Origin of the sequence: Rothia nasimurium (assembly GCF_928382285.1) — a bacterium.
GTDB lineage: Bacteria > Actinomycetota > Actinomycetes > Actinomycetales > Micrococcaceae > Rothia > Rothia nasimurium_E.
The window spans coordinates 46,281-63,033 of record NZ_CAKMSS010000011.1 but is presented as its reverse complement, the minus strand read 5'-3'; the positions used below and the strand labels follow the sequence as shown (position 1 = coordinate 63,033).

Below are 16,753 nucleotides of genomic sequence, written 5' to 3'. Positions count from 1 at the left end.
GTGGTACGGTGGTGGTGCAACGGTTCCTCCGGTGCGGTGCTGAGAATATTACTGGCGTTTTATCCTCTAGGTTGCCGTGTGGTGGGGCCGTTGTCTAGTTGGTGGGTTGGATTTTTGAATAAGCCTCATAGACGCATAATGTTCATCATTCTCAATCAGAGCAGAGACCTCATCCACAATCCGCTCCAGTTCAGTGCCAATCAGACGCACAGTACCGGCCTCCACAGCCTCAGGGCGCTCAGTATTCTCACGAAGTACCAGTACCGGCTTTCCCAAGCTCGGAGCTTCCTCCTGCACCCCACCTGAGTCAGTCAGCACCAGATGGGCGGCCTTCATGACGTGAGTAAACTCAGCGTAGGCAAGAGGCTCCGTTACTACAACGTTTGTCAGGCCCTCAAGCGAAGGAAGAACAGCCTCACGCACCAGCGGGTTCTTATGGGCGGGGAAAACAAAAGTGAAGTCAGGGAACTTACGCGCCAGCTCAGCCACAGCTTTACCGATACGTTCCATAGGCTCACCCCAGTTCTCCCGGCGATGAGTGGTCACCAGAACCATCGGGGAGCCGCTCTCAACCACTTGCTGCACCGCGGCGTCCTCAAACTCAACAGTCTTCTCAACCGTGGTCAGCAAGGCGTCAATCACCGAGTTACCGGTTACTACGATATCGGCCTCGTTAACGCCCTCTCGCAGTAGGTTGGCTTTTGAGTCAGCTGTAGGAGCAAGATGGAGGGCAGCGATCTGACTCGTCAGCTTTCGATTAGCTTCTTCAGGGAAAGGAGAGTTAATATCGCCCGAGCGCAGACCAGCTTCAAGGTGAATGACCGGGATCTGCCGATTAAAGGCAGCCACAGCGGCACCCATCACCGTTGAGGTATCACCCTGCACAATCACCGCATCAGGGGCATACTTCTCGTAAATAGCGTCAACACCACTAATCACCTTAGCCACGATGCCGTTAAGGCTCTGGCCAGCAGACATAATGTTGAGATCCTCAACGGGTTCGATACCGAACAGCCCGTTGACCTGATCCAGCATCTCCCGATGTTGCCCGGTTACCACAGCAATCGACTCAAACTTCTCAGATGCCTCCAGCGCCTTGATGATTGGGGCAACCTTGATAGCCTCAGGCCGTGTGCCATAAACGGTCATAATCTTGAACATGAAGACCTCGTGGGGGATAAAAGCAAATATGTGTGTCTTTCATATTCTAAAGGTAGCCAGTCGGCATTATGCCTACACCCCTTCACTAAGACAATCGTTTACGAAGAACTTAACACCTACTGAGCATCATCAACGATATACCCGGTTGCCCCCAACTTTTTTGCGTCTTCCAATAACCCAGCAGCTTTCTTATCATCACCTTGCGAGAGAACATGGGCATACCACCGATATTTGCGCGCAACTGCACGCGCGTCGCCGTCCATAATCAGCTCGCCCTCATCGATCCACAGAGCCCGGGTGCACATCTCTTCCACAGTTTGAGCAGCGTGTGACACCAGAAAAACAGTACCTGCCTGATCCAGCAGACCGTCCATAGCCTTTTTAGCCCGGTCAGCAAAAGCAGCATCGCCCGCGCTCAGGGCCTCGTCGATCAGCATAATCTGGGGTCGAGCAGCCATCGATATTGCAAACCTTAGGCGTGCCCCCATGCCCGCCGAGTAAGTGTTCATAGGGCGATAAACAGCATCCCCAATACCAGCCAACTCAATCACCCCGGGGCGGGCGGCCTCAACCTCACCAATACTCATGCCCATAGCCAAACAGCCCAAAGTAATGTTGTCGTCCCCAGACATCGTGGGATTTAGAGCCGCAGAAATACCAATCAGCGTGGGCTGCTCAGATGCTAGCACCTGCCCCTTAGTTGGCGTCTGTAAGCCGGCGATTACACGCAAGAGAGTAGACTTACCAGCTCCATTTCTACCTACCAGACCTATAAATTCCCCCTCAAACGCTGCAAAGGAAACACCGCTCAGAGCTTTCACCTGCTTCTTTTGGCGGCTAAACCTACCAGTTTTGAATCGAGTAGTGTACTCAACGTACACATCATCAACCAGCACGTTGAGCTGTTTTTGCGGGGTACCTTCACTAGGAAACTGAACCATAGCGCTCCTCCGCATCTACAAAAAATACAAACCCAACAAGCAGCAGAAGAATTACCCAAAGCACCATCAGCAGCCACTCATATGCACCGGGAACTGTACCTTCAACCAGTACCTCCCGGTACATATTGAGCACGATAAATAGCGGATTAGATTCAATGACAAGAAGTGCTGTTGGATGATTAATAAACCGCTCGATGGGGAAGATAACCCCGGACCCAAACATGAGGATGCGGGTAGTAAAAGAAAAAAGTGCGGTGGTATCTGGGAAGAAGTACCCAATCCGAGCAATGAGTAATATCAAGCCGGTATTAAACAGGATCTGAAGTAGGAATATCGGCACCACCAGAATCCAGGTCCACGATACCGTCACATGCGGAGGTATAACGATAATCCCCACCAGCATCACCGCAATCATCGGTAAGGCTTCCAGTGTGTTCTTTAGAGCAAGGGCAACCGGCGGGAGCGCACGTGGAAAATTAAAGCCCTGAATCAGGCTCTTGTTCTGTTTCATCACTGATGCAGCAGAGTTAATAGACTGTGCGGTGAACTGAAACATAAGAATACCGACAATCAAGAAAGCCGGAAAATTCTCCATACCGCGGTCAACGCGCAGTACTAGCCCGAAGAGCACCCAATAGAAAATGACGTCCATAAGAGGCTTGAGAAAAAGCCACAGAGACCCCAACCGATTATCGCTGTTGCTCGCAAACACCTTATAGAGGGACTGGTGCCACATGAATGCCCGGTACTTCCACAGACGCTGCAGGTACAGGCGGTAGTTACCGCGCACTCCCACAGGTCGTAGTTTTCCACGGGTCACGAGTCCCTGATAGTGGCTGTACTGGCTATTCATTTCCAGAGTGCCACGGTTATAGTTGGGCATCAGTTCTCCTTGGAACGGGCTGGGGGCTGTGCTCCCTGGTTCCGGTTCGTTCCGGCCCCATCGGTCAAAAGACCATTGTAAATCTCTTCTACAATAGCTGCCTGCTTCTCCCAGGTCCTTGCCCGGGCTAACTCCCGCCCCTGCGCCCCCAAGCGGGCGCGGGCGTCCGGATTTTCCGACAAAAACAGCAGCACCTCCGCAAAAGAAGCAGGGTCGCCTGCCTGCCCCACCATACCTGCAGGCTGCGGCCCCTCAGGGCACACGAGATCAGCTAGGGGCGGTAAGTCACTCACCACCACGGGGCGCCCCAGCGCCATAGCCTCGATAGGTTTAAGGGGGGTGACGGTGCGGCACACCTCATCGTTGGTACGGGGTACAACAAAAACATCTAGAGCCTGATGCGCAACCGGCGTCAGTTCAGGCGCAATCCGGCCCAAAAACACCACGAAGTCAGCAATGCCCAGTGAGTGAGCTAGTTTCTCAAGGCGAACCCTATCGGTGCCGTCGCCGGCAAGAAGCACACGGGCGTCCACGTCCTGAGCACGAAGCAAGGCAAGAGCCTGCAAGAGGGTTTCGAACCCCTCATAGGGTACCAGCGAGCTCACCGACCCGAACCAAAACCCGCCCTCGGGCAGCCCCAGCTGAGCCCTTGCCTCGCGGGGGCTAAGGCGCTGCTCCAGCAGAGAGGAATCTACGCTGTTGGGCACCACAGTAATCCGGTTCTCGGGGATGCCGCGCGCTATCAGGCTTGTCTTCATGGTCTCCGACAGGGTGAGCACATGGCTCGCTGCCCCCATCATCTGCGTTTCGCGTGACCGGGTTAAAAGAAAACGCTCGCTCTGGGCGGCAGCTACCTGCAGATGCTCCGGCTGCTTCGACAACCAGGTTTCTTCAAGCACACCGCGCACCTCATAGATCCAAGGCACCCCCCAACGCTCCGCGAGCGCCTGCGCCACGAGTGCGTTGTGGAAGTGGGTGGTGGTGTGAATCAGCTGGGGCGGCTGGCTGTCGTAGGTTCGGGCAAGGTGGGTAGCCCACTGCTCCAGACGCGCTGTGGTGGTTGAAGCGAGCTTCCAGGGGAGGTAGCGGCGGTAGGTCACCGAGCCGACCTGCGCAGTGTCACCTGCGGTCAGGGAACCTACCATGACCGGGTAGCCGATGCGGGTATGAGCAGCTAGCTGGATGCCCCGCTGTGCCAGGGCGCCCAGCAGTCGGTGGGTGCGCAGGGTGTAGCCCGACTGGGTCGCGGGTAGCGAGTTGGTGAGCAGGTGCAGCACGCGGGTCCCCCCGGTTTCCGGGGCGGACGTCTGTGCCCCCTCCCCCGACTGGCTGTCGGTCGTTGCGGGGGTAGTGGGCGTATAGGCGGGAAGTCCCAGTGTGAAATCCGGGCTCAGCAGCGCCGCTTCCGCTTCAAGTTTTTGGGTCAAACGACGTTTGCCCTTGTTTCGAGCAGAAGCCAGGGCCTCGGTAACCTGCCCTGCAGACCACAGCGTGCGGGCAGCGTCCGGCGGCGGCGATAGCCGCTCCAGGGCGGGAGCCAGGTGGGCACGAATTCCCACTGGAGCTCGCTGCCCTACCTGATTCAGGAAGGCAGCCGGGTCGGTACGTACCAGACCTATCACCACCGTTGCGGCCAGAGTGGCGTTTCTGAGCAGATGCAGGGCTCTCATCGGCTGTGCTCTTTGCTAATGACCGTCTCTAAGACAGTGAGGTATTTCTGCGCCAGATAATCGTAGTTAAAGTGCTCCAGCACGAACTGCCGCCCACTATCGTTAGGCTGTAGGCGGGAGCGGTCGTCAGCCAGCTCAACCCAAAGGTTGGCAAGATCTTGCGCCGATTCTGGGGCGAGATGAATACCCGAGGCGGACTCCCGCAAGATACGTTCGGCCTCGCCCTCAAACAGACCCACGACCAGCCGCGGCACGGTCAGTAGCTCGTATAGTTTTGAGGGTACGGTCCAGCTAAAGACCGGAATACGCCGTAAAGACACATGGTTAACATCTGCCCACTCGTAGTGCTTGCGCACCGAAGAGCGCGGCTGCAACGGCAAAAACTCTACCGGTAGGTCTCGAGATTCTGCTGACGCAATCAGCTGGTCACGTTCAGCGCCCTCGCCGATGAGACGAAGGGTAAATTTAGTATCGGGGCGTTTCTTCACCGCAAGGTCAAGCGCATCGAGAAGAACCTTCAGCCCCTGTGAGCGCCCCATGGTGCCGGTGTAGAGGAGGCGTAGTTCCCCCGCCCGTTCGGGGAGAGGCTCGATTGCGCTATGGAACAGGCTGGGAGCAACACCGTTGCTGATGGTGTGAACGGGCTTCATTCCCCGCCCGCGCAGCACCTGGGCGAAGCTCTCGGTTGTCGTCACCAGGGCATCAGCCCTTCGCTGGGCTCTGGTGACAGCTCGTGCAAAAACCCGACGAGCTCTCGCCACCGGTGCTATCCCGCGCACCGGAATCTGAGGATCAGCAACAATATCGGGCCAGGCATCCCGCATCTCGAGAACTAGCGGAGCCCCCAGCAGTTTTTTAGCGACTAGCCCAGCACCTGCGCTAGGAACGCCCGGAACCGTCGCCACGACAACGTCAAAAGAAGATTTCTGCAACCTCAAAACAGTTGTTGCCACCATCGTGCCCAGGGCAACGACAACCTGATCTAGGGTTCGAGCCGTACCAGAAACACCGTGCAGAAGATACGGCACCCGAATAATTCTTTCCCCGTATTTACCCTGATGAACCCAAGGAGTGCCCCTAAACTTTTCACGAATCGACGCGGTTGCTACCGCATCGGGGTAGTGCGGAGGAGGGCAACACACAGTCACCCGGTGGCCAGCCGCCTGCCAGCGCTTGACCAGTGCGGACCAGCGGCGCTGAGGAGCTCCAATCTCAGGTGGGTAGTAGTGTGTGATGAGCAGTATCTTCATGCAGGTATCAAGTGTGTAGGGCGACACCCATTGTGTGCTGTTACTACCTTACACTTTCTCGCCCCTGCTGACGGTCTTACCCGCGGGTCCTTAATGCCCCATCCTTACTCCCTGTCACGGCGTGATGAGGCTCTAGGCAGCCGGTAGGGCAGCCCGCCCCACGGGTTCGCGGTCTGAAGCCCCCTTCGCGGCGGCTCCTTGCCGCTCTGCGCCGGGCCGGGTGCCTTGGCCTGAGCCCAGCTTGACCTCCGCGGTGTAGGCGGCTACGTCTGCGATTTCAGTGTGGTCACGCAGGTAGCGGTTGTAGGCCCAGCCGCCGCCCAGGCCTGCGGTACCCAAGAGGCCCAGGCCGCCGATGAGGGCGGTACGCCGAGTGGTTTTGGATTTGGCATAGCTGGTCTTCTGCTCTGCCTGGGTCTGCTGCGGGTTCTGTTCGATGTTCTGGTCTGCGCTGTTGTTCATACCTTCAACTATGGGTGGCTAACCCATGACGAAGGCTTGTCTAACCTATGCCCCAGCTGTGACTGCAACCGAGCGCACCTAGCCGAGCGCGGACGTCCGCGCCTACACCGCTAACCCTTTTCTAACTGTGGCGCTGACCGCCAAGTGTGGCAACGCCACCGCCACATTTGGCGGTAGCCACAACATGTTGCGCCCACGCCCTTCAGCGGACGCCCTTGTCCACCAGGTTCTTTCGCACAAGCTCAGGGTTATTCATCAGGTCGCTCCACCTAACACGCACAAAACGATAGCCTCGTAGCTCAAGGTCACGCTGACGAATAACCTCCTTCTGAAGCACATGATCCGGCTGCCCATAAGCTCCCGAGTACTTCACGTCTCCATCGACCTCCAGGATGACCTTGGCATCCTCCCACAAAAAATCAGGACGATAGTACCGCTGCCCCACCCAAATAACTTTCTGTTCCTCAGGCCGAGACAGGCCCCACGACATCACCAGATACCGTGCAACCGTCTCTGCAGGCGACTCAGATTTTTCGCTCATATACTCAGCTATCTTTTGACGCTGTTTCGAATACCTACCGCTGCTTTTGAGCAGGGCACTCCGCAGCTCGGCAGCTGGCACCAAACGGTGGTGCAGAAAATAGTCCGCAACGCACAAAGCACTCAAAAAAGGAAGACTCTGGCAGCAGTCAAGTATCGTCTGAAGAGGCGTAGTCACAGCTAGCCCCTGATTCAGTACTGCCTGGTCACAGATCTCTTTGCGCGACCTACTCACATGTACACCCGGTTTTGACCGCACAGCAGAAGAAGCGCTGCTCACCCACATTTTCGCGGGTGCTTCTAATAAAGGTGCTCCCCACCAAAGAGCTGCAGATGAATGACTCAGCACATACTGAGGGTGCGTCTTCATAAACGCCACATGCTGAGCCATAAACCGGTGACGGCCGTCCCAGCTCTGCCACGTCTGCACCGGCGTGTAAGCATTGGTCGCGATCTTATACAGTAGACCCCGTCGACACCGCCGAGAAATTTCGGACGAGCTGATACCTTCGTCTTTCAGCTCCGATGAGGTTTTGATCTGATCGTATATCCTGCTCATACCCACTACCTTGACCACCAGACCTCGCGTTTTCTAGAGGGGGCGGTAAATCTGTGGATAACTTCAGCTATTTTTTGCTCTTATCAGCCTGTATGTCGTAGCGGCCTCGCTATGTGTTAAGAATCGTCCACAGGGCTTGACAGCTTTGCAAGTATCGGCGCTGCTCCAGGAGCCGCGAAGACAGACGACTCTGCGCGACGCGCCTAGCCGAGCACGGACGTCCGCGCCTACACCGCTAACCCTTTTCTAACTGTGGCACTGACCGCCAAATGTGGCGACGCCACTGCCACATTTGGCGGTAGCCACAACATGTTGCGCCCCCGCCCATACAAAAGCCCGCCACCGGCGGGCGGTAGCGGGCTAGAAAAAGAGACGGGAAGAACCCGCGTGGTACTACGCGGGTTACTTCTCCTGATAATCGTCGGCGTACTTATCTGCGTATTCTGCGTAGTCGTCCTCGTCATCGTACTGATAACCAGACGTCTTAGGCTGAGAGCTGGTGCTCTTGCTCAGTTCGCGTTCGAGTGCAGTGTAGTCGGTGTCGGGGCTGAAGTACTTCATCTCCCGAGCCTGCCGAGTTGCTTTAGCCTTCTGACGGCCGCGCCCCATGGCGAGACCCCCTCTTTATCGCTCGTATCTGGCCACCCGCGTGCGCGCAGGGGTGTGCCAGAAAAACTTTCAGTCTTTTCTGTATCTAAGGGTACATGTTTTTGCGCGTCTTTGCTTGCCTGTTCGCCACATGAGATGTAAGAAACTGCTAAAAACCACAAAAATATAGAGAACGGTCGTTTTATTTCATATAGCTCCCCTCCTGGCAAAGAGAAGCTCCGCGTCACCCGACCAGAAAGAGGTGACGCGGAGCGGTAAGGCAGCCGGCGAAGTTCTAGGCTGCGAGTGTCGTTATCGCCGGCTGAGTCTATGGGGCTTTAGGAGCGGCCGCCGGGTGCCATACCACCCATGCCACCCGCGGCAGCACCGGAGGTTGCGGTAGCGGTACCGGCCTCTGAGCCGTTGACGCTGATGGTGAGGCCGTCGCCGCTGGCGATGCCGTCGCCGTAGTTACCGGTGACATTCAGGGTACCTTCACCGGCCAGGGTCAGGTCGGTGCGGGCGTAGAGGCCGTCGACGATGCACTTGCGGTCAACGCGGGTCTGCATGGCTGCTTTGGCGTTCAGCTCGTCCAGGCTGATGCCGGGCCAGTGGGCCGGGACCAGGGTGGCGGTGTTCTGGGTGAAGGCTGTAGCAGTCATGGCGGTCGTTCTGTCGTGCTCTGTTCGGGCTGTTGTTAACAGCCTGGTGGGCGAAGCTATGTTTAAGCTGTGGTGAACTTAGCTTGAACTTATGCATGCCAAACTTTTTTATTTCCCCTTGTCAAAAGGTAAAAATAAGGACGCCCACCCCGGCTTCCTTGCCCCTGGCAAGTAAAGCGGGTGCGGGCGTCCTGCTCGCTCACTGACCCCTAGCGCACGCTGGTAAGGGAGCCGGTGGCGAGTGACGTACATGCCGCACAGAATCAGAATGGCGACGAGGTCGAGGGCAGCTGCTGTGATGATGGTGTTCACGGGGTTCTCCGAGGGGTGTATCTGGTCTTGTTTTGCTTGATAACCAGTGTTCTCTCAGAGTCTGTGTTTAGCCTGTGTTGTACTTAGCCTTCACTTATGAGCACCTACAGACAGCCCTTTTAGTGCCTTTGACCTGGTGAAACTCACAGAAGAAAAAGTTTTAGATGCCTTCGTGCGGGGCTGTAACGGCGTAGAGGGCGTCGGTGACGTCGGCGCGCCAGAGGTAGGTGGCACGCGCGTCCGCCCGGCCCGGGCCCTGGTTGATGACGGCGATGGGCTTGCCCGCGCGGGCAAAGTCGAGGGCGATTTTGTAGGAGCTCATCACAGCCAGGGATGAGCCGAGAACCAGCAGGGAGCGCGCCCGCTCCCCCAGTTCTTTCACGGCCTGCTTACGGGCAGACGGCACAGGTTCGCCGAAGTAGACCACTGCGGGTTTGAGCTTGGTCGAGCCGCAGGCCAGGCAGCCGACCATCTGAAAATCTTGAATAAAACGGGCGTCGATCTCAGCGTCCCCGTCGGGGTTAACCTGCAAGGTAGTGCTGGCAAGGCGTTCGAGGTAGCCGGGGTTGGCGGCCTCAATGCGGGCGTCCAGGGAGGTGCGCCCCTCGTCCGCCCCGCAGTCTAGGCACTCGATGCGGGAGAGGTCCCCGTGCAAGGTAATGACTGTGCGGGATCCGGCTGCGGTGTGCAGGCCGTCCACGTTCTGGGTAATGAGCCCGGCCAGGTGCCCGCGGGCTTCGAGGTCAGCCAGCAGGTAGTGGGCGGTGTTGGGGCGCGCCCGGTTCATCTGCCGCCAGCCCACAAAGGAGCGAGCCCAGTAGCGCTGGCGGGCTACCTCATCGAAGCGAAATTCCTGGTAGGTCATGGGCCGGTGGTTGCGTAAGGAGCCGGCGGGGCCGCGGTAGTCAGGGATTCCTGAGCCGGTGGATATGCCCGCCCCGGTGAGCACTAGAACCTGCCCGTCGCGCAGGAGATTCCGGATGCCGTCCGCCGCCACCTGCGGGTCGGTAGGTTGAGCCGTTTCGGCAACGACCCGGTCGATGGAGCGCAGGGCGGCTGCGTGGGTGGCTGCAATGTCAGCGCGGGCGGTGATGGACGCGGACGCCCCGGCAAAGCGGGTATCGATCGGGGTGGGTGCGGGCTGGGGCTGGTTCACTCTTCCAGTTTAAAAGACAAAGACCCTATCGCTTCTCTCTTGACCCCGAGATAATCCGTAGGGTCAAGAGAGAAACAATAGGGTCATGCAGTGCCATTCTTGCAGGACTTACCCACCCTCGACACTTTCACCCTCAATAACTCATACTTAATGTATGAGTGCCACAACGATTCGAGTAACCCAGGAAGTGCGGGACCGCCTCAAAAGCCACGCTAAGGCCTACGGTCATACCCTCAACGAGCACCTCATAGCGCTGCTTGATGAAGAGGAACGCGCTATGCGCTTTGAACAGCTCGCCCGGGATTTAAAGAAAAGCCCGCCCGATGCCTCTTATCACCGAGAAGCCGAAGAATGGCAGAGTGACGCATGGAGCTAGAGGTTCAGGAAGGTGAACTGTGGTGGGCTAAGCCTGACGCCACGGTCGGCAGGGAGCAGTCCGGCCGTCGCCCCGTCCTGATCATCAGCAACCCCTTCTATAACAGGCTGGTTGATACTCTTGCTGTTGCTGTACCCCTGACATCCCAGGAGCGGGGCTGGAGCAACCATGTTCTCGTGCCGCCGAACTGCGGGCTCGGCAAGGACTCCTGGGCCATGACCGAGCAGGTGCGCACTATCTCCCGGCACCGCCTCACCGCCCGCATTGGTACCGTCGACGCGACCACCCTTGCGGAGCTCCGCCGCTGGGTAAAAGATTTCCTTTAGACCCCACCCAAGTTAAAAACTGAAGACCCTATCGCTTCTCTCTTGACCCCGAGATAATCCGTAGGGTCAAGAGAGAAACAATAGGGTCATGCTCCGTTTTTACTCGGCGGTGACGACCAGCCCGTCAACGGCAACGTCGGGGTTGACGTCCACGCGCACGGTGTCGCCGTCCTTGATGGCACCGGCCAGGATTCCCTTGGCCAGGCGGTCGCCGATTTCACGCTGCACGAGGCGGCGGAGCGGACGGGCCCCGTAGGCCGGGTCGTAGCCGGCAAGACCCAGCCACTCGGTGGCGGCAGGCGTGACGTCCAGGGTCAGGCGGCGGTCTTCCAGGCGGCGGGCCATCGAAGCGATCTGTAGACCCACAATGGAGGCCAGGTCATCGGCTGAGAGGGGCTCAAACATGATGACCTCATCCAGGCGGTTGAGGAACTCCGGCTTGAAGCTGGCATTCACGGTGTTCATGACCGCGCTCTTGCGGGCTTCATCGTCGAGACTCTGGTCAATCAGGAACTGGGAGCCCAGGTTAGAGGTCAGAATCAGGATGACATTGCGGAAGTCCACGGTGCGGCCCTGACCGTCGGTCAGACGTCCATCATCGAGCACCTGGAGCAGGATGTCGAAGACCTCAGGGTGGGCCTTTTCGACCTCATCGAGCAGCACGACCGAGTAGGGGCGACGGCGCACAGCTTCGGTAAGCTGGCCACCCTCTTCGTAGCCAACGTAGCCGGGAGGGGCACCAACCAGGCGGGCGACGGCGTGCTTTTCGGCGTATTCGCTCATGTCGATACGCACCAGGGCGCGTTCGTCGTCGAACTGGAACTCGGCCAGGGCCTTGGCCAGCTCGGTTTTACCGACGCCGGTGGGGCCCAGGAACAGGAAGGAGCCGATGGGGCGGTCGGGGTCAGAGATTCCGGCGCGGGAGCGACGCACGGCATCGGCCACGGCGGTGACGGCCTTCTTCTGGCCGATCAGGCGCTTGCCCAGTTCGTCTTCCATGTGCAGCAGCTTCTCGGATTCGCCCTGGAGCATACGGCCGGCGGGAATACCCGTCCAGGAAGAGATGACCTCGGCGATATCGTCGGCGGTAACCTCTTCAGAGACCATGGACTCTTCGGACGCGGTGTTCTCAGCCTGCTGGGCTGCGGCGAGTTCAGCTTCAAGGGCGGGAATCTCACCGTAGAGCACGCGGGAAGCTTCAGCTAGGTTACCTTCGCGCTGGGCAACTTCTGCCTTGGAGCGCAGCTCGTCAATCTGGGTTTTGAGGTCACCAACGCGGTTAAGGCCAGCCTTTTCGGCTTCCCAGCGGGCGTTGAGGGCGTCCAGCTCTTCCTTCTTGTCAGCCATATCTGCCCGCAGGGCTTCAAGGCGCTCGACGGAGGCGGGGTCGGTTTCGTTGGCCAGGGCCAGCTCTTCCATGGTTAGGCGGTCAACGGCGCGGCGCAGGGCATCGATCTCTTCGGGGGCGGAGTCGATTTCCATGCGCAGGCGGGAGGCTGCCTCGTCAATGAGGTCGATAGCCTTATCGGGCAGCTGGCGTGAGGGGATGTAGCGGTTGGACAGGTTGGCGGCAGCCACCAGGGCGGAGTCTGCGATGGCGACCTTGTGGTGGGCTTCGTAGCGCTCTTTGAGGCCGCGCAGAATACCGATGGTATCTTCAACACTGGGCTCACCCACGTAGACCTGCTGGAAGCGGCGCTCTAGGGCGGCGTCCTTTTCGATGTTTTCGCGGTACTCATCCAGGGTGGTTGCACCGATCAGGCGCAGCTCACCGCGGGCCAGCATGGGCTTGAGCATGTTACCGGCGTCCATGGAGCCCTCAGAGGCACCGGCTCCCACAACCGTGTGAATCTCGTCGATGAAGGTAACAATCTGCCCCTCAGACTTCTTGATGTCTTCGAGCACAGCCTTGAGGCGCTCTTCGAATTCGCCGCGGTACTTGGCACCGGCGACCATGGCACCTAGGTCCAGGGAGATTAGGGTCTTGCCGCGCAGGGATTCGGGCACGTCGCCGGAAACCATGCGCTGGGCCAGGCCCTCAACGACGGCGGTTTTACCGACACCGGGTTCACCGATGAGCACGGGGTTGTTTTTGGTGCGGCGGGAGAGCACCTGGATGACGCGGCGGATTTCGCTATCGCGCCCGATGACGGGGTCGAGTTTGCCTTCACGGGCAACGGCGGTCAGGTCGGTGCCGTACTGTTCTAGGGCACCGAAGGTGCCTTCGGGGTCGGGGGTTGTCACGGTGCGGTCTCCTCTCACGGTGGGGATGGCTTCTTCAAGGGTCTTTTCGGTGGCCCCGGCTTTCTGCAGGGCGCGGGCGGTGGCGTCGTCACCGGCGGCGAGCGCCAGCAGCAGGATTTCGGTGGAGATATAGGTATCGCCGAGCTGGGCTGCTTTAGCTTGGGCGGTTTGAATGGCGGTCAGGACGGCTCGGCTCGGCTGGGCTTGGGCAGCGGATGCTCCCTGCACCTTGGGTAGCTTGGAAATCTCGGTGGACGCTGCCAGCGAGATGGCGTCGACGTCGAGCCCGGCGGCTTTGAGGACGGCCACTGCCACTCCCCCGCGCTGGTCCATGAGGGCCTTAAGCAGATGGGGAGTGTCAAAGGTGGGGTTGCCCGCGGTTTGGGCATTCATATTGGCGGCCGAGAGGGCTTCTTGGCTCTTGGTTGTAAATTGGGCGTTCATTGTTCTCCTTTACCTTTTGCGTAGGTAGTTCGTTCATACTTGAGTGTACTCCACTCAGCTTTAACTTGAGTCTACTACACTCAACTTATTTGCACTAGATGTTTACAAGAACTTTTTCACACCCAGCATTGGCCAGCCATTGACCTGCCTAATATTTCTGAACTAGATTTAAACAGGAAGTCCGCTTCACGTTGCCAGCTACCAACCGATGGAGGACTCCCATGTTTTCTTCACATCCGCCGTCCTACCTCTACGCCCCGCACCGGCTTTATTGGGGCACCTTCCTCTTCACTGCCATCGCCACCCTGGCAGCGCCCCTCTACCTCCTCTTTTCTCCGGCCTATCTCACGATTATCGGCCCTATTTTTGCGGGCCTTGTGGCCCTACAGTTACCCTCTGCCCTCATCTTCTACCTCATTGCCAGTCGGGTGCTACGAACGCTCACCCCATCAACCGAAGCCGGGGAAGACCGTCCTATCAAATCCACCTACGGCTGGGTAGCCCTCGCTACATCTGCCTTACTCGGCCTCCTTGCCGTCGCCTATGCCCTCCCCGCCCTAGCCGAACAGCATCTCGGCTGGACATTTTCAGCCCCCTTCTACGGCATCACCGAACACTTCGTCGACCGCTATGCCCTCTGGCTAGGGCTGTTCTCGCTTAGCCTGACGCTCACACCGCTCATCATGCTCACAGCCCTGGCCCGCTCTCTGCCTCAGGTTCTCGGCATGAAAGCCCTTACCCCGCTCTTTCTAGTCTTCTTTGCTCCGCTCTATTTCCTCCAGTGGGGCCTGAGCGGGGTCGCCATGAGCTGGGTTATCGCAGCCACCCTGCTGGTTCTAGCCCGCTACCCGATGGGGCTACCACTACTCCTAGCAGTGGGTGCCTACGCTGCCACCCATATAGCCCTGCTGCTATCCTCCCCATCCAGCGAAGCTGCCCTTACTTTCGGGGCAGAGCTCCCCTTCATGCCCCTTCTCATAGCGGCCTTACTGGTTGCCCTTCTCTTGGCAGGCGGGCAGAGTCTTGCGTCCAGCGGTTATAAGGTAGACCCCTCCCTCGGGTAAGCTATCTGTCAATCGCTTCACATACAGGGAGAACCATGACCCGCACCGCCTACGCTATTCGCCACGTCGCCTTTGAAGATTTAGGCATCTTTGAAGATTTATTGACCGAACGCGGTTTTACCGTCGAATACCGTGACGCCGGTATTGACGCCCTCAACACCCCCGAGGTGCGCGAGGCGGATTTGCTGGTTATTCTGGGCGCTCCCATCAGCGTGAACGACACCCAGGACTACCCCTTCCTCTTTGAAGAAGTAGAACTCATCAAGGCGCGTATCGCCGCACAGAAACCAGTCCTGGGCATCTGCCTGGGCGCCCAGCAGATTGCTCTAGCTGCAGGAGCCCAGGTTGACCCCACCGGCGCCATCGAGCTGGGTTATTCCCCGGTGGAACTTACCGAAGCCGGGAAAGAATCTGTTCTCGCGCCACTGGGCAACACCCCCGTCCTCCACTGGCACGGAGACGCCTTCACCCTACCCGAGGGCACCTCAAGCCTAGCCCGCACCCAGATGTGCGAAAATCAGGCCTTTACCCTAGAGGACGCCGCGGGGCGCCCCTACGCACTGGCTCTCCAGTTCCACCTTGAGGTCAACCCCCGCCACATCGAGCAGTGGCTCATCGCCTATGCCGACTACATCAGGACCTCAGAGCAGGATGTAGCGGTCATTCGCCGCGAAGCCTCCCTCTACGCTGAAAAACTCACTGCGGCCGCCACCGAGGTACTCAACGGCTGGCTGAAGAAACTAGGGCTCTAAGGGTCTGTGGTACTTTTCTAGTCGAGAAAGTCGTACATAGACTCTTCTCGTTCGAGGCGTTCGCGGGTTGCTTCGTCCAGCCCACGCGTGAGAGCCCGCGCTTTTCGGTAGTCACTCATGGCCAGAAGTAGGGTGGCAATGGCGAATGAGAAGGTCAGGATTCCACTGGTATTCCCGAAGGCCGCAGAGAGGCCAATGACGTCGGGCCCCAGCAGGGCTGCCGCCGCCGAGATATTCTGCCCCTCTAGCCGGTCGGGAGCAACCATGCCGAAGAACCCGGCTAACACCCATGTAGACGCCGCCACAAGGGCGGTGACAGGTGGCAACCCCGCCCGCTTTCCGGCGCCCTGCAGCCCCATCTCTTTATAAGAAAACAGTGCAGCCACCAGCAGAATGATGAGTAAGGCGGGCCCGAACGATATCGCATAGATAGGCACAAGCTCTCCCCCGGCGCCAAAGAGGGCGCGCCCGGCAGTAATCCAGGTGGCCGAGATAAAAGCCATAGGTACCAGCAAGTAGGCTAGGGCCTGACGCACAAGGCCCGGCTGCCGCTGTAGACGCGGGTGGGCAGAAGCAGAGTCAGGGCTAGATGTAGAGTGCTCTTGGTTCACCCCACCTATCTTAACCGGGCAGAGCCCCCTGCGGACGGGTAGGGTGGTATATATGAGCAGACTTGAAGCTATTTTCTTTGACCACGACGGAACCCTTGTAGACACCGAGCCCCTCTGGGCAGAGGCTAAAACCGCACTGACTGCCGAGTTCGGAGCTACCTGGACCGAACAGGATACGCTCATGGCCCTGGGCAAACCTGCCGCAGTCACCTTTGCCCGCATGCAGGAGCTGGGTGCAGATGTTTCTACTGACGAACTCTACGAACGCCTTAAGGCTAAGATGTCGGTTCTCTTGAAGGACGCCCGTGTGGAGCTCCTGCCCGGCATTGAGGCGCTCTTGGTGCAGGTGGCTGAGGCGGGCGTCCCCGCAGGAATTGTCACCAACGCGACTACCGAGGTTGCCGCCAACACCGCCAAGCTGGCACCGGAGGGGCTTTTCAAAACCCTGGTCACCGACGAACAGGTCACCCACGCTAAGCCCGACCCCGAGCCCTACCTGCTCGCAGCTCAGAATCTAGGGGTAGATCCCGCAAACTGTGTTGCCGTAGAGGACTCTGCTTCTGGCACTCAGAGCGCCATGGCTGCAGGCATGAAAGTGGTCGTAGTGCCTGGCATGACCGAGGTGCCCGAGCACCTGGGCCACGCCCGCTACGCCCACACAGAACTCACCCTCGATAAGATTCGGGCATTGATCGAGGGCTAAGAGCTACATTGCCACATAGAAAGGCGGGTCTATCGCATGATAGACCCGC

17 protein-coding genes are annotated in these 16,753 nt (G+C 58.6%); 5 read left to right on the top strand and 12 right to left on the bottom strand.

The window, feature by feature from the left end:
• Positions 1-66: 66 nt before the first annotated feature.
• The 10 genes from wecB to L6758_RS10385 all read right to left on the bottom strand — a co-directional run bounded on the left by wecB (position 67) and on the right by L6758_RS10385 (position 10,121).
• A complete protein-coding gene (gene wecB, locus L6758_RS10430; protein WP_237206026.1) occupies positions 67-1,161 on the bottom strand; it encodes a non-hydrolyzing UDP-N-acetylglucosamine 2-epimerase in 1,095 nt (364 codons plus the stop codon).
• A 116-nt stretch (positions 1,162-1,277) separates the two neighbouring features.
• Positions 1,278-2,102: an ABC transporter ATP-binding protein gene (locus L6758_RS10425; RefSeq protein ID WP_237206025.1), complete on the bottom strand. Its 825-nt coding sequence runs from the start codon at positions 2,100-2,102 to the stop codon at positions 1,278-1,280.
• Positions 2,086-2,985, bottom strand: a complete 900-nt coding sequence (locus tag L6758_RS10420; protein WP_237206024.1) for an ABC transporter permease — start codon at positions 2,983-2,985, stop codon at positions 2,086-2,088. The genes L6758_RS10425 and L6758_RS10420 overlap by 17 nt, the downstream gene beginning before the upstream one ends.
• On the bottom strand, positions 2,985-4,655 hold the full coding sequence (locus tag L6758_RS10415) for a glycosyltransferase family 4 protein (RefSeq protein WP_237206023.1): 1,671 nt from the start codon (positions 4,653-4,655) through the stop codon (positions 2,985-2,987). Before L6758_RS10415 ends, L6758_RS10420 begins: the two co-directional genes overlap by 1 nt.
• Entirely contained in the window at positions 4,652-5,905 is a 1,254-nt protein-coding gene (locus L6758_RS10410) for a glycosyltransferase family 4 protein (protein ID WP_237206022.1), read from the bottom strand. The genes L6758_RS10415 and L6758_RS10410 overlap by 4 nt, the downstream gene beginning before the upstream one ends.
• A gap of 132 nt (positions 5,906-6,037) precedes the next feature.
• A complete protein-coding gene (locus tag L6758_RS10405) occupies positions 6,038-6,367 on the bottom strand; it encodes a hypothetical protein (protein WP_237206021.1) in 330 nt (109 codons plus the stop codon).
• Positions 6,368-6,569: 202 nt separating this feature from the next.
• Positions 6,570-7,466 (bottom strand): hypothetical protein, encoded by an 897-nt coding sequence (locus L6758_RS10400; protein WP_237218648.1) that lies wholly within the window; start codon positions 7,464-7,466, stop codon positions 6,570-6,572.
• 402 nt (positions 7,467-7,868) lie between these two features.
• A complete protein-coding gene (locus L6758_RS10395; protein WP_237206020.1) occupies positions 7,869-8,075 on the bottom strand; it encodes a DUF3073 domain-containing protein in 207 nt (68 codons plus the stop codon).
• 317 nt (positions 8,076-8,392) lie between these two features.
• The gene (locus L6758_RS10390) at positions 8,393-8,716 is read right to left on the bottom strand and encodes a carbohydrate-binding domain-containing protein (protein ID WP_237206019.1); all 324 of its coding nucleotides are present in this window, start codon (positions 8,714-8,716) and stop codon (positions 8,393-8,395) included.
• Between the two features lie 472 nt (positions 8,717-9,188).
• The gene (locus L6758_RS10385) at positions 9,189-10,121 is read right to left on the bottom strand and encodes a Sir2 family NAD-dependent protein deacetylase (protein WP_237206030.1); all 933 of its coding nucleotides are present in this window, start codon (positions 10,119-10,121) and stop codon (positions 9,189-9,191) included.
• 217 nt (positions 10,122-10,338) lie between these two features.
• On the opposite strand from L6758_RS10385, the gene L6758_RS10380 reads away from it, so the two are divergent.
• Both L6758_RS10380 and L6758_RS10375 read left to right on the top strand, forming a co-directional pair.
• Complete coding sequence (locus L6758_RS10380; protein ID WP_237206018.1) at positions 10,339-10,560, top strand: hypothetical protein; 222 nt, start codon at positions 10,339-10,341, stop codon at positions 10,558-10,560.
• The gene (locus tag L6758_RS10375) at positions 10,551-10,886 is read left to right on the top strand and encodes a type II toxin-antitoxin system PemK/MazF family toxin (protein WP_237206017.1); all 336 of its coding nucleotides are present in this window, start codon (positions 10,551-10,553) and stop codon (positions 10,884-10,886) included. Before L6758_RS10380 ends, L6758_RS10375 begins: the two co-directional genes overlap by 10 nt.
• 99 nt (positions 10,887-10,985) lie before the next feature.
• Here L6758_RS10375 and clpB read toward each other — a convergent pair whose 3' ends face one another.
• A complete protein-coding gene (clpB, locus tag L6758_RS10370; RefSeq protein WP_237206016.1) occupies positions 10,986-13,574 on the bottom strand; it encodes an ATP-dependent chaperone ClpB in 2,589 nt (862 codons plus the stop codon).
• Between the two features lie 221 nt (positions 13,575-13,795).
• Between clpB and L6758_RS10365 the strand changes: the two genes are divergently transcribed.
• Both L6758_RS10365 and L6758_RS10360 read left to right on the top strand, forming a co-directional pair.
• Positions 13,796-14,638: a hypothetical protein gene (locus L6758_RS10365; protein ID WP_237206015.1), complete on the top strand. Its 843-nt coding sequence runs from the start codon at positions 13,796-13,798 to the stop codon at positions 14,636-14,638.
• 35 nt (positions 14,639-14,673) lie between these two features.
• Positions 14,674-15,390, top strand: a complete 717-nt coding sequence (locus L6758_RS10360; protein ID WP_237206014.1) for a glutamine amidotransferase — start codon at positions 14,674-14,676, stop codon at positions 15,388-15,390.
• Between the two features lie 17 nt (positions 15,391-15,407).
• On the opposite strand, the gene L6758_RS10355 is transcribed toward L6758_RS10360, so the two are convergent.
• Positions 15,408-16,001, bottom strand: coding sequence for a hypothetical protein (locus L6758_RS10355; RefSeq protein WP_237206013.1), 594 nt, complete (start codon positions 15,999-16,001; stop codon positions 15,408-15,410).
• A 52-nt stretch (positions 16,002-16,053) separates the two neighbouring features.
• On the opposite strand from L6758_RS10355, the gene L6758_RS10350 reads away from it, so the two are divergent.
• Positions 16,054-16,704, top strand: a complete 651-nt coding sequence (locus L6758_RS10350; protein WP_237206012.1) for an HAD family hydrolase — start codon at positions 16,054-16,056, stop codon at positions 16,702-16,704.
• The last annotated feature ends 49 nt before the right edge of the window (positions 16,705-16,753 follow it).

Coding starts and splice junctions, on each gene's coding strand:
- L6758_RS10420 (WP_237206024.1), bottom strand. CDS start 2,985: ATGCCCAACTATAACCGTGGCACTCTGGAAATGAATAGCCAGTACAGC.
- L6758_RS10405 (WP_237206021.1), bottom strand. CDS start 6,367: ATGAACAACAGCGCAGACCAGAACATCGAACAGAACCCGCAGCAGACC.
- L6758_RS10350 (WP_237206012.1), top strand. CDS start 16,054: ATGAGCAGACTTGAAGCTATTTTCTTTGACCACGACGGAACCCTTGTA.
- L6758_RS10360 (WP_237206014.1), top strand. CDS start 14,674: ATGACCCGCACCGCCTACGCTATTCGCCACGTCGCCTTTGAAGATTTA.
- L6758_RS10375 (WP_237206017.1), top strand. CDS start 10,551: ATGGAGCTAGAGGTTCAGGAAGGTGAACTGTGGTGGGCTAAGCCTGAC.
- L6758_RS10410 (WP_237206022.1), bottom strand. CDS start 5,905: ATGAAGATACTGCTCATCACACACTACTACCCACCTGAGATTGGAGCT.
- wecB (WP_237206026.1), bottom strand. CDS start 1,161: ATGTTCAAGATTATGACCGTTTATGGCACACGGCCTGAGGCTATCAAG.
- L6758_RS10365 (WP_237206015.1), top strand. CDS start 13,796: ATGTTTTCTTCACATCCGCCGTCCTACCTCTACGCCCCGCACCGGCTT.
- L6758_RS10380 (WP_237206018.1), top strand. CDS start 10,339: ATGAGTGCCACAACGATTCGAGTAACCCAGGAAGTGCGGGACCGCCTC.
- L6758_RS10400 (WP_237218648.1), bottom strand. CDS start 7,466: ATGAGCAGGATATACGATCAGATCAAAACCTCATCGGAGCTGAAAGAC.
- L6758_RS10395 (WP_237206020.1), bottom strand. CDS start 8,075: ATGGGGCGCGGCCGTCAGAAGGCTAAAGCAACTCGGCAGGCTCGGGAG.
- L6758_RS10425 (WP_237206025.1), bottom strand. CDS start 2,102: ATGGTTCAGTTTCCTAGTGAAGGTACCCCGCAAAAACAGCTCAACGTG.
- L6758_RS10390 (WP_237206019.1), bottom strand. CDS start 8,716: ATGACTGCTACAGCCTTCACCCAGAACACCGCCACCCTGGTCCCGGCC.
- clpB (WP_237206016.1), bottom strand. CDS start 13,574: ATGAACGCCCAATTTACAACCAAGAGCCAAGAAGCCCTCTCGGCCGCC.
- L6758_RS10415 (WP_237206023.1), bottom strand. CDS start 4,655: ATGAGAGCCCTGCATCTGCTCAGAAACGCCACTCTGGCCGCAACGGTG.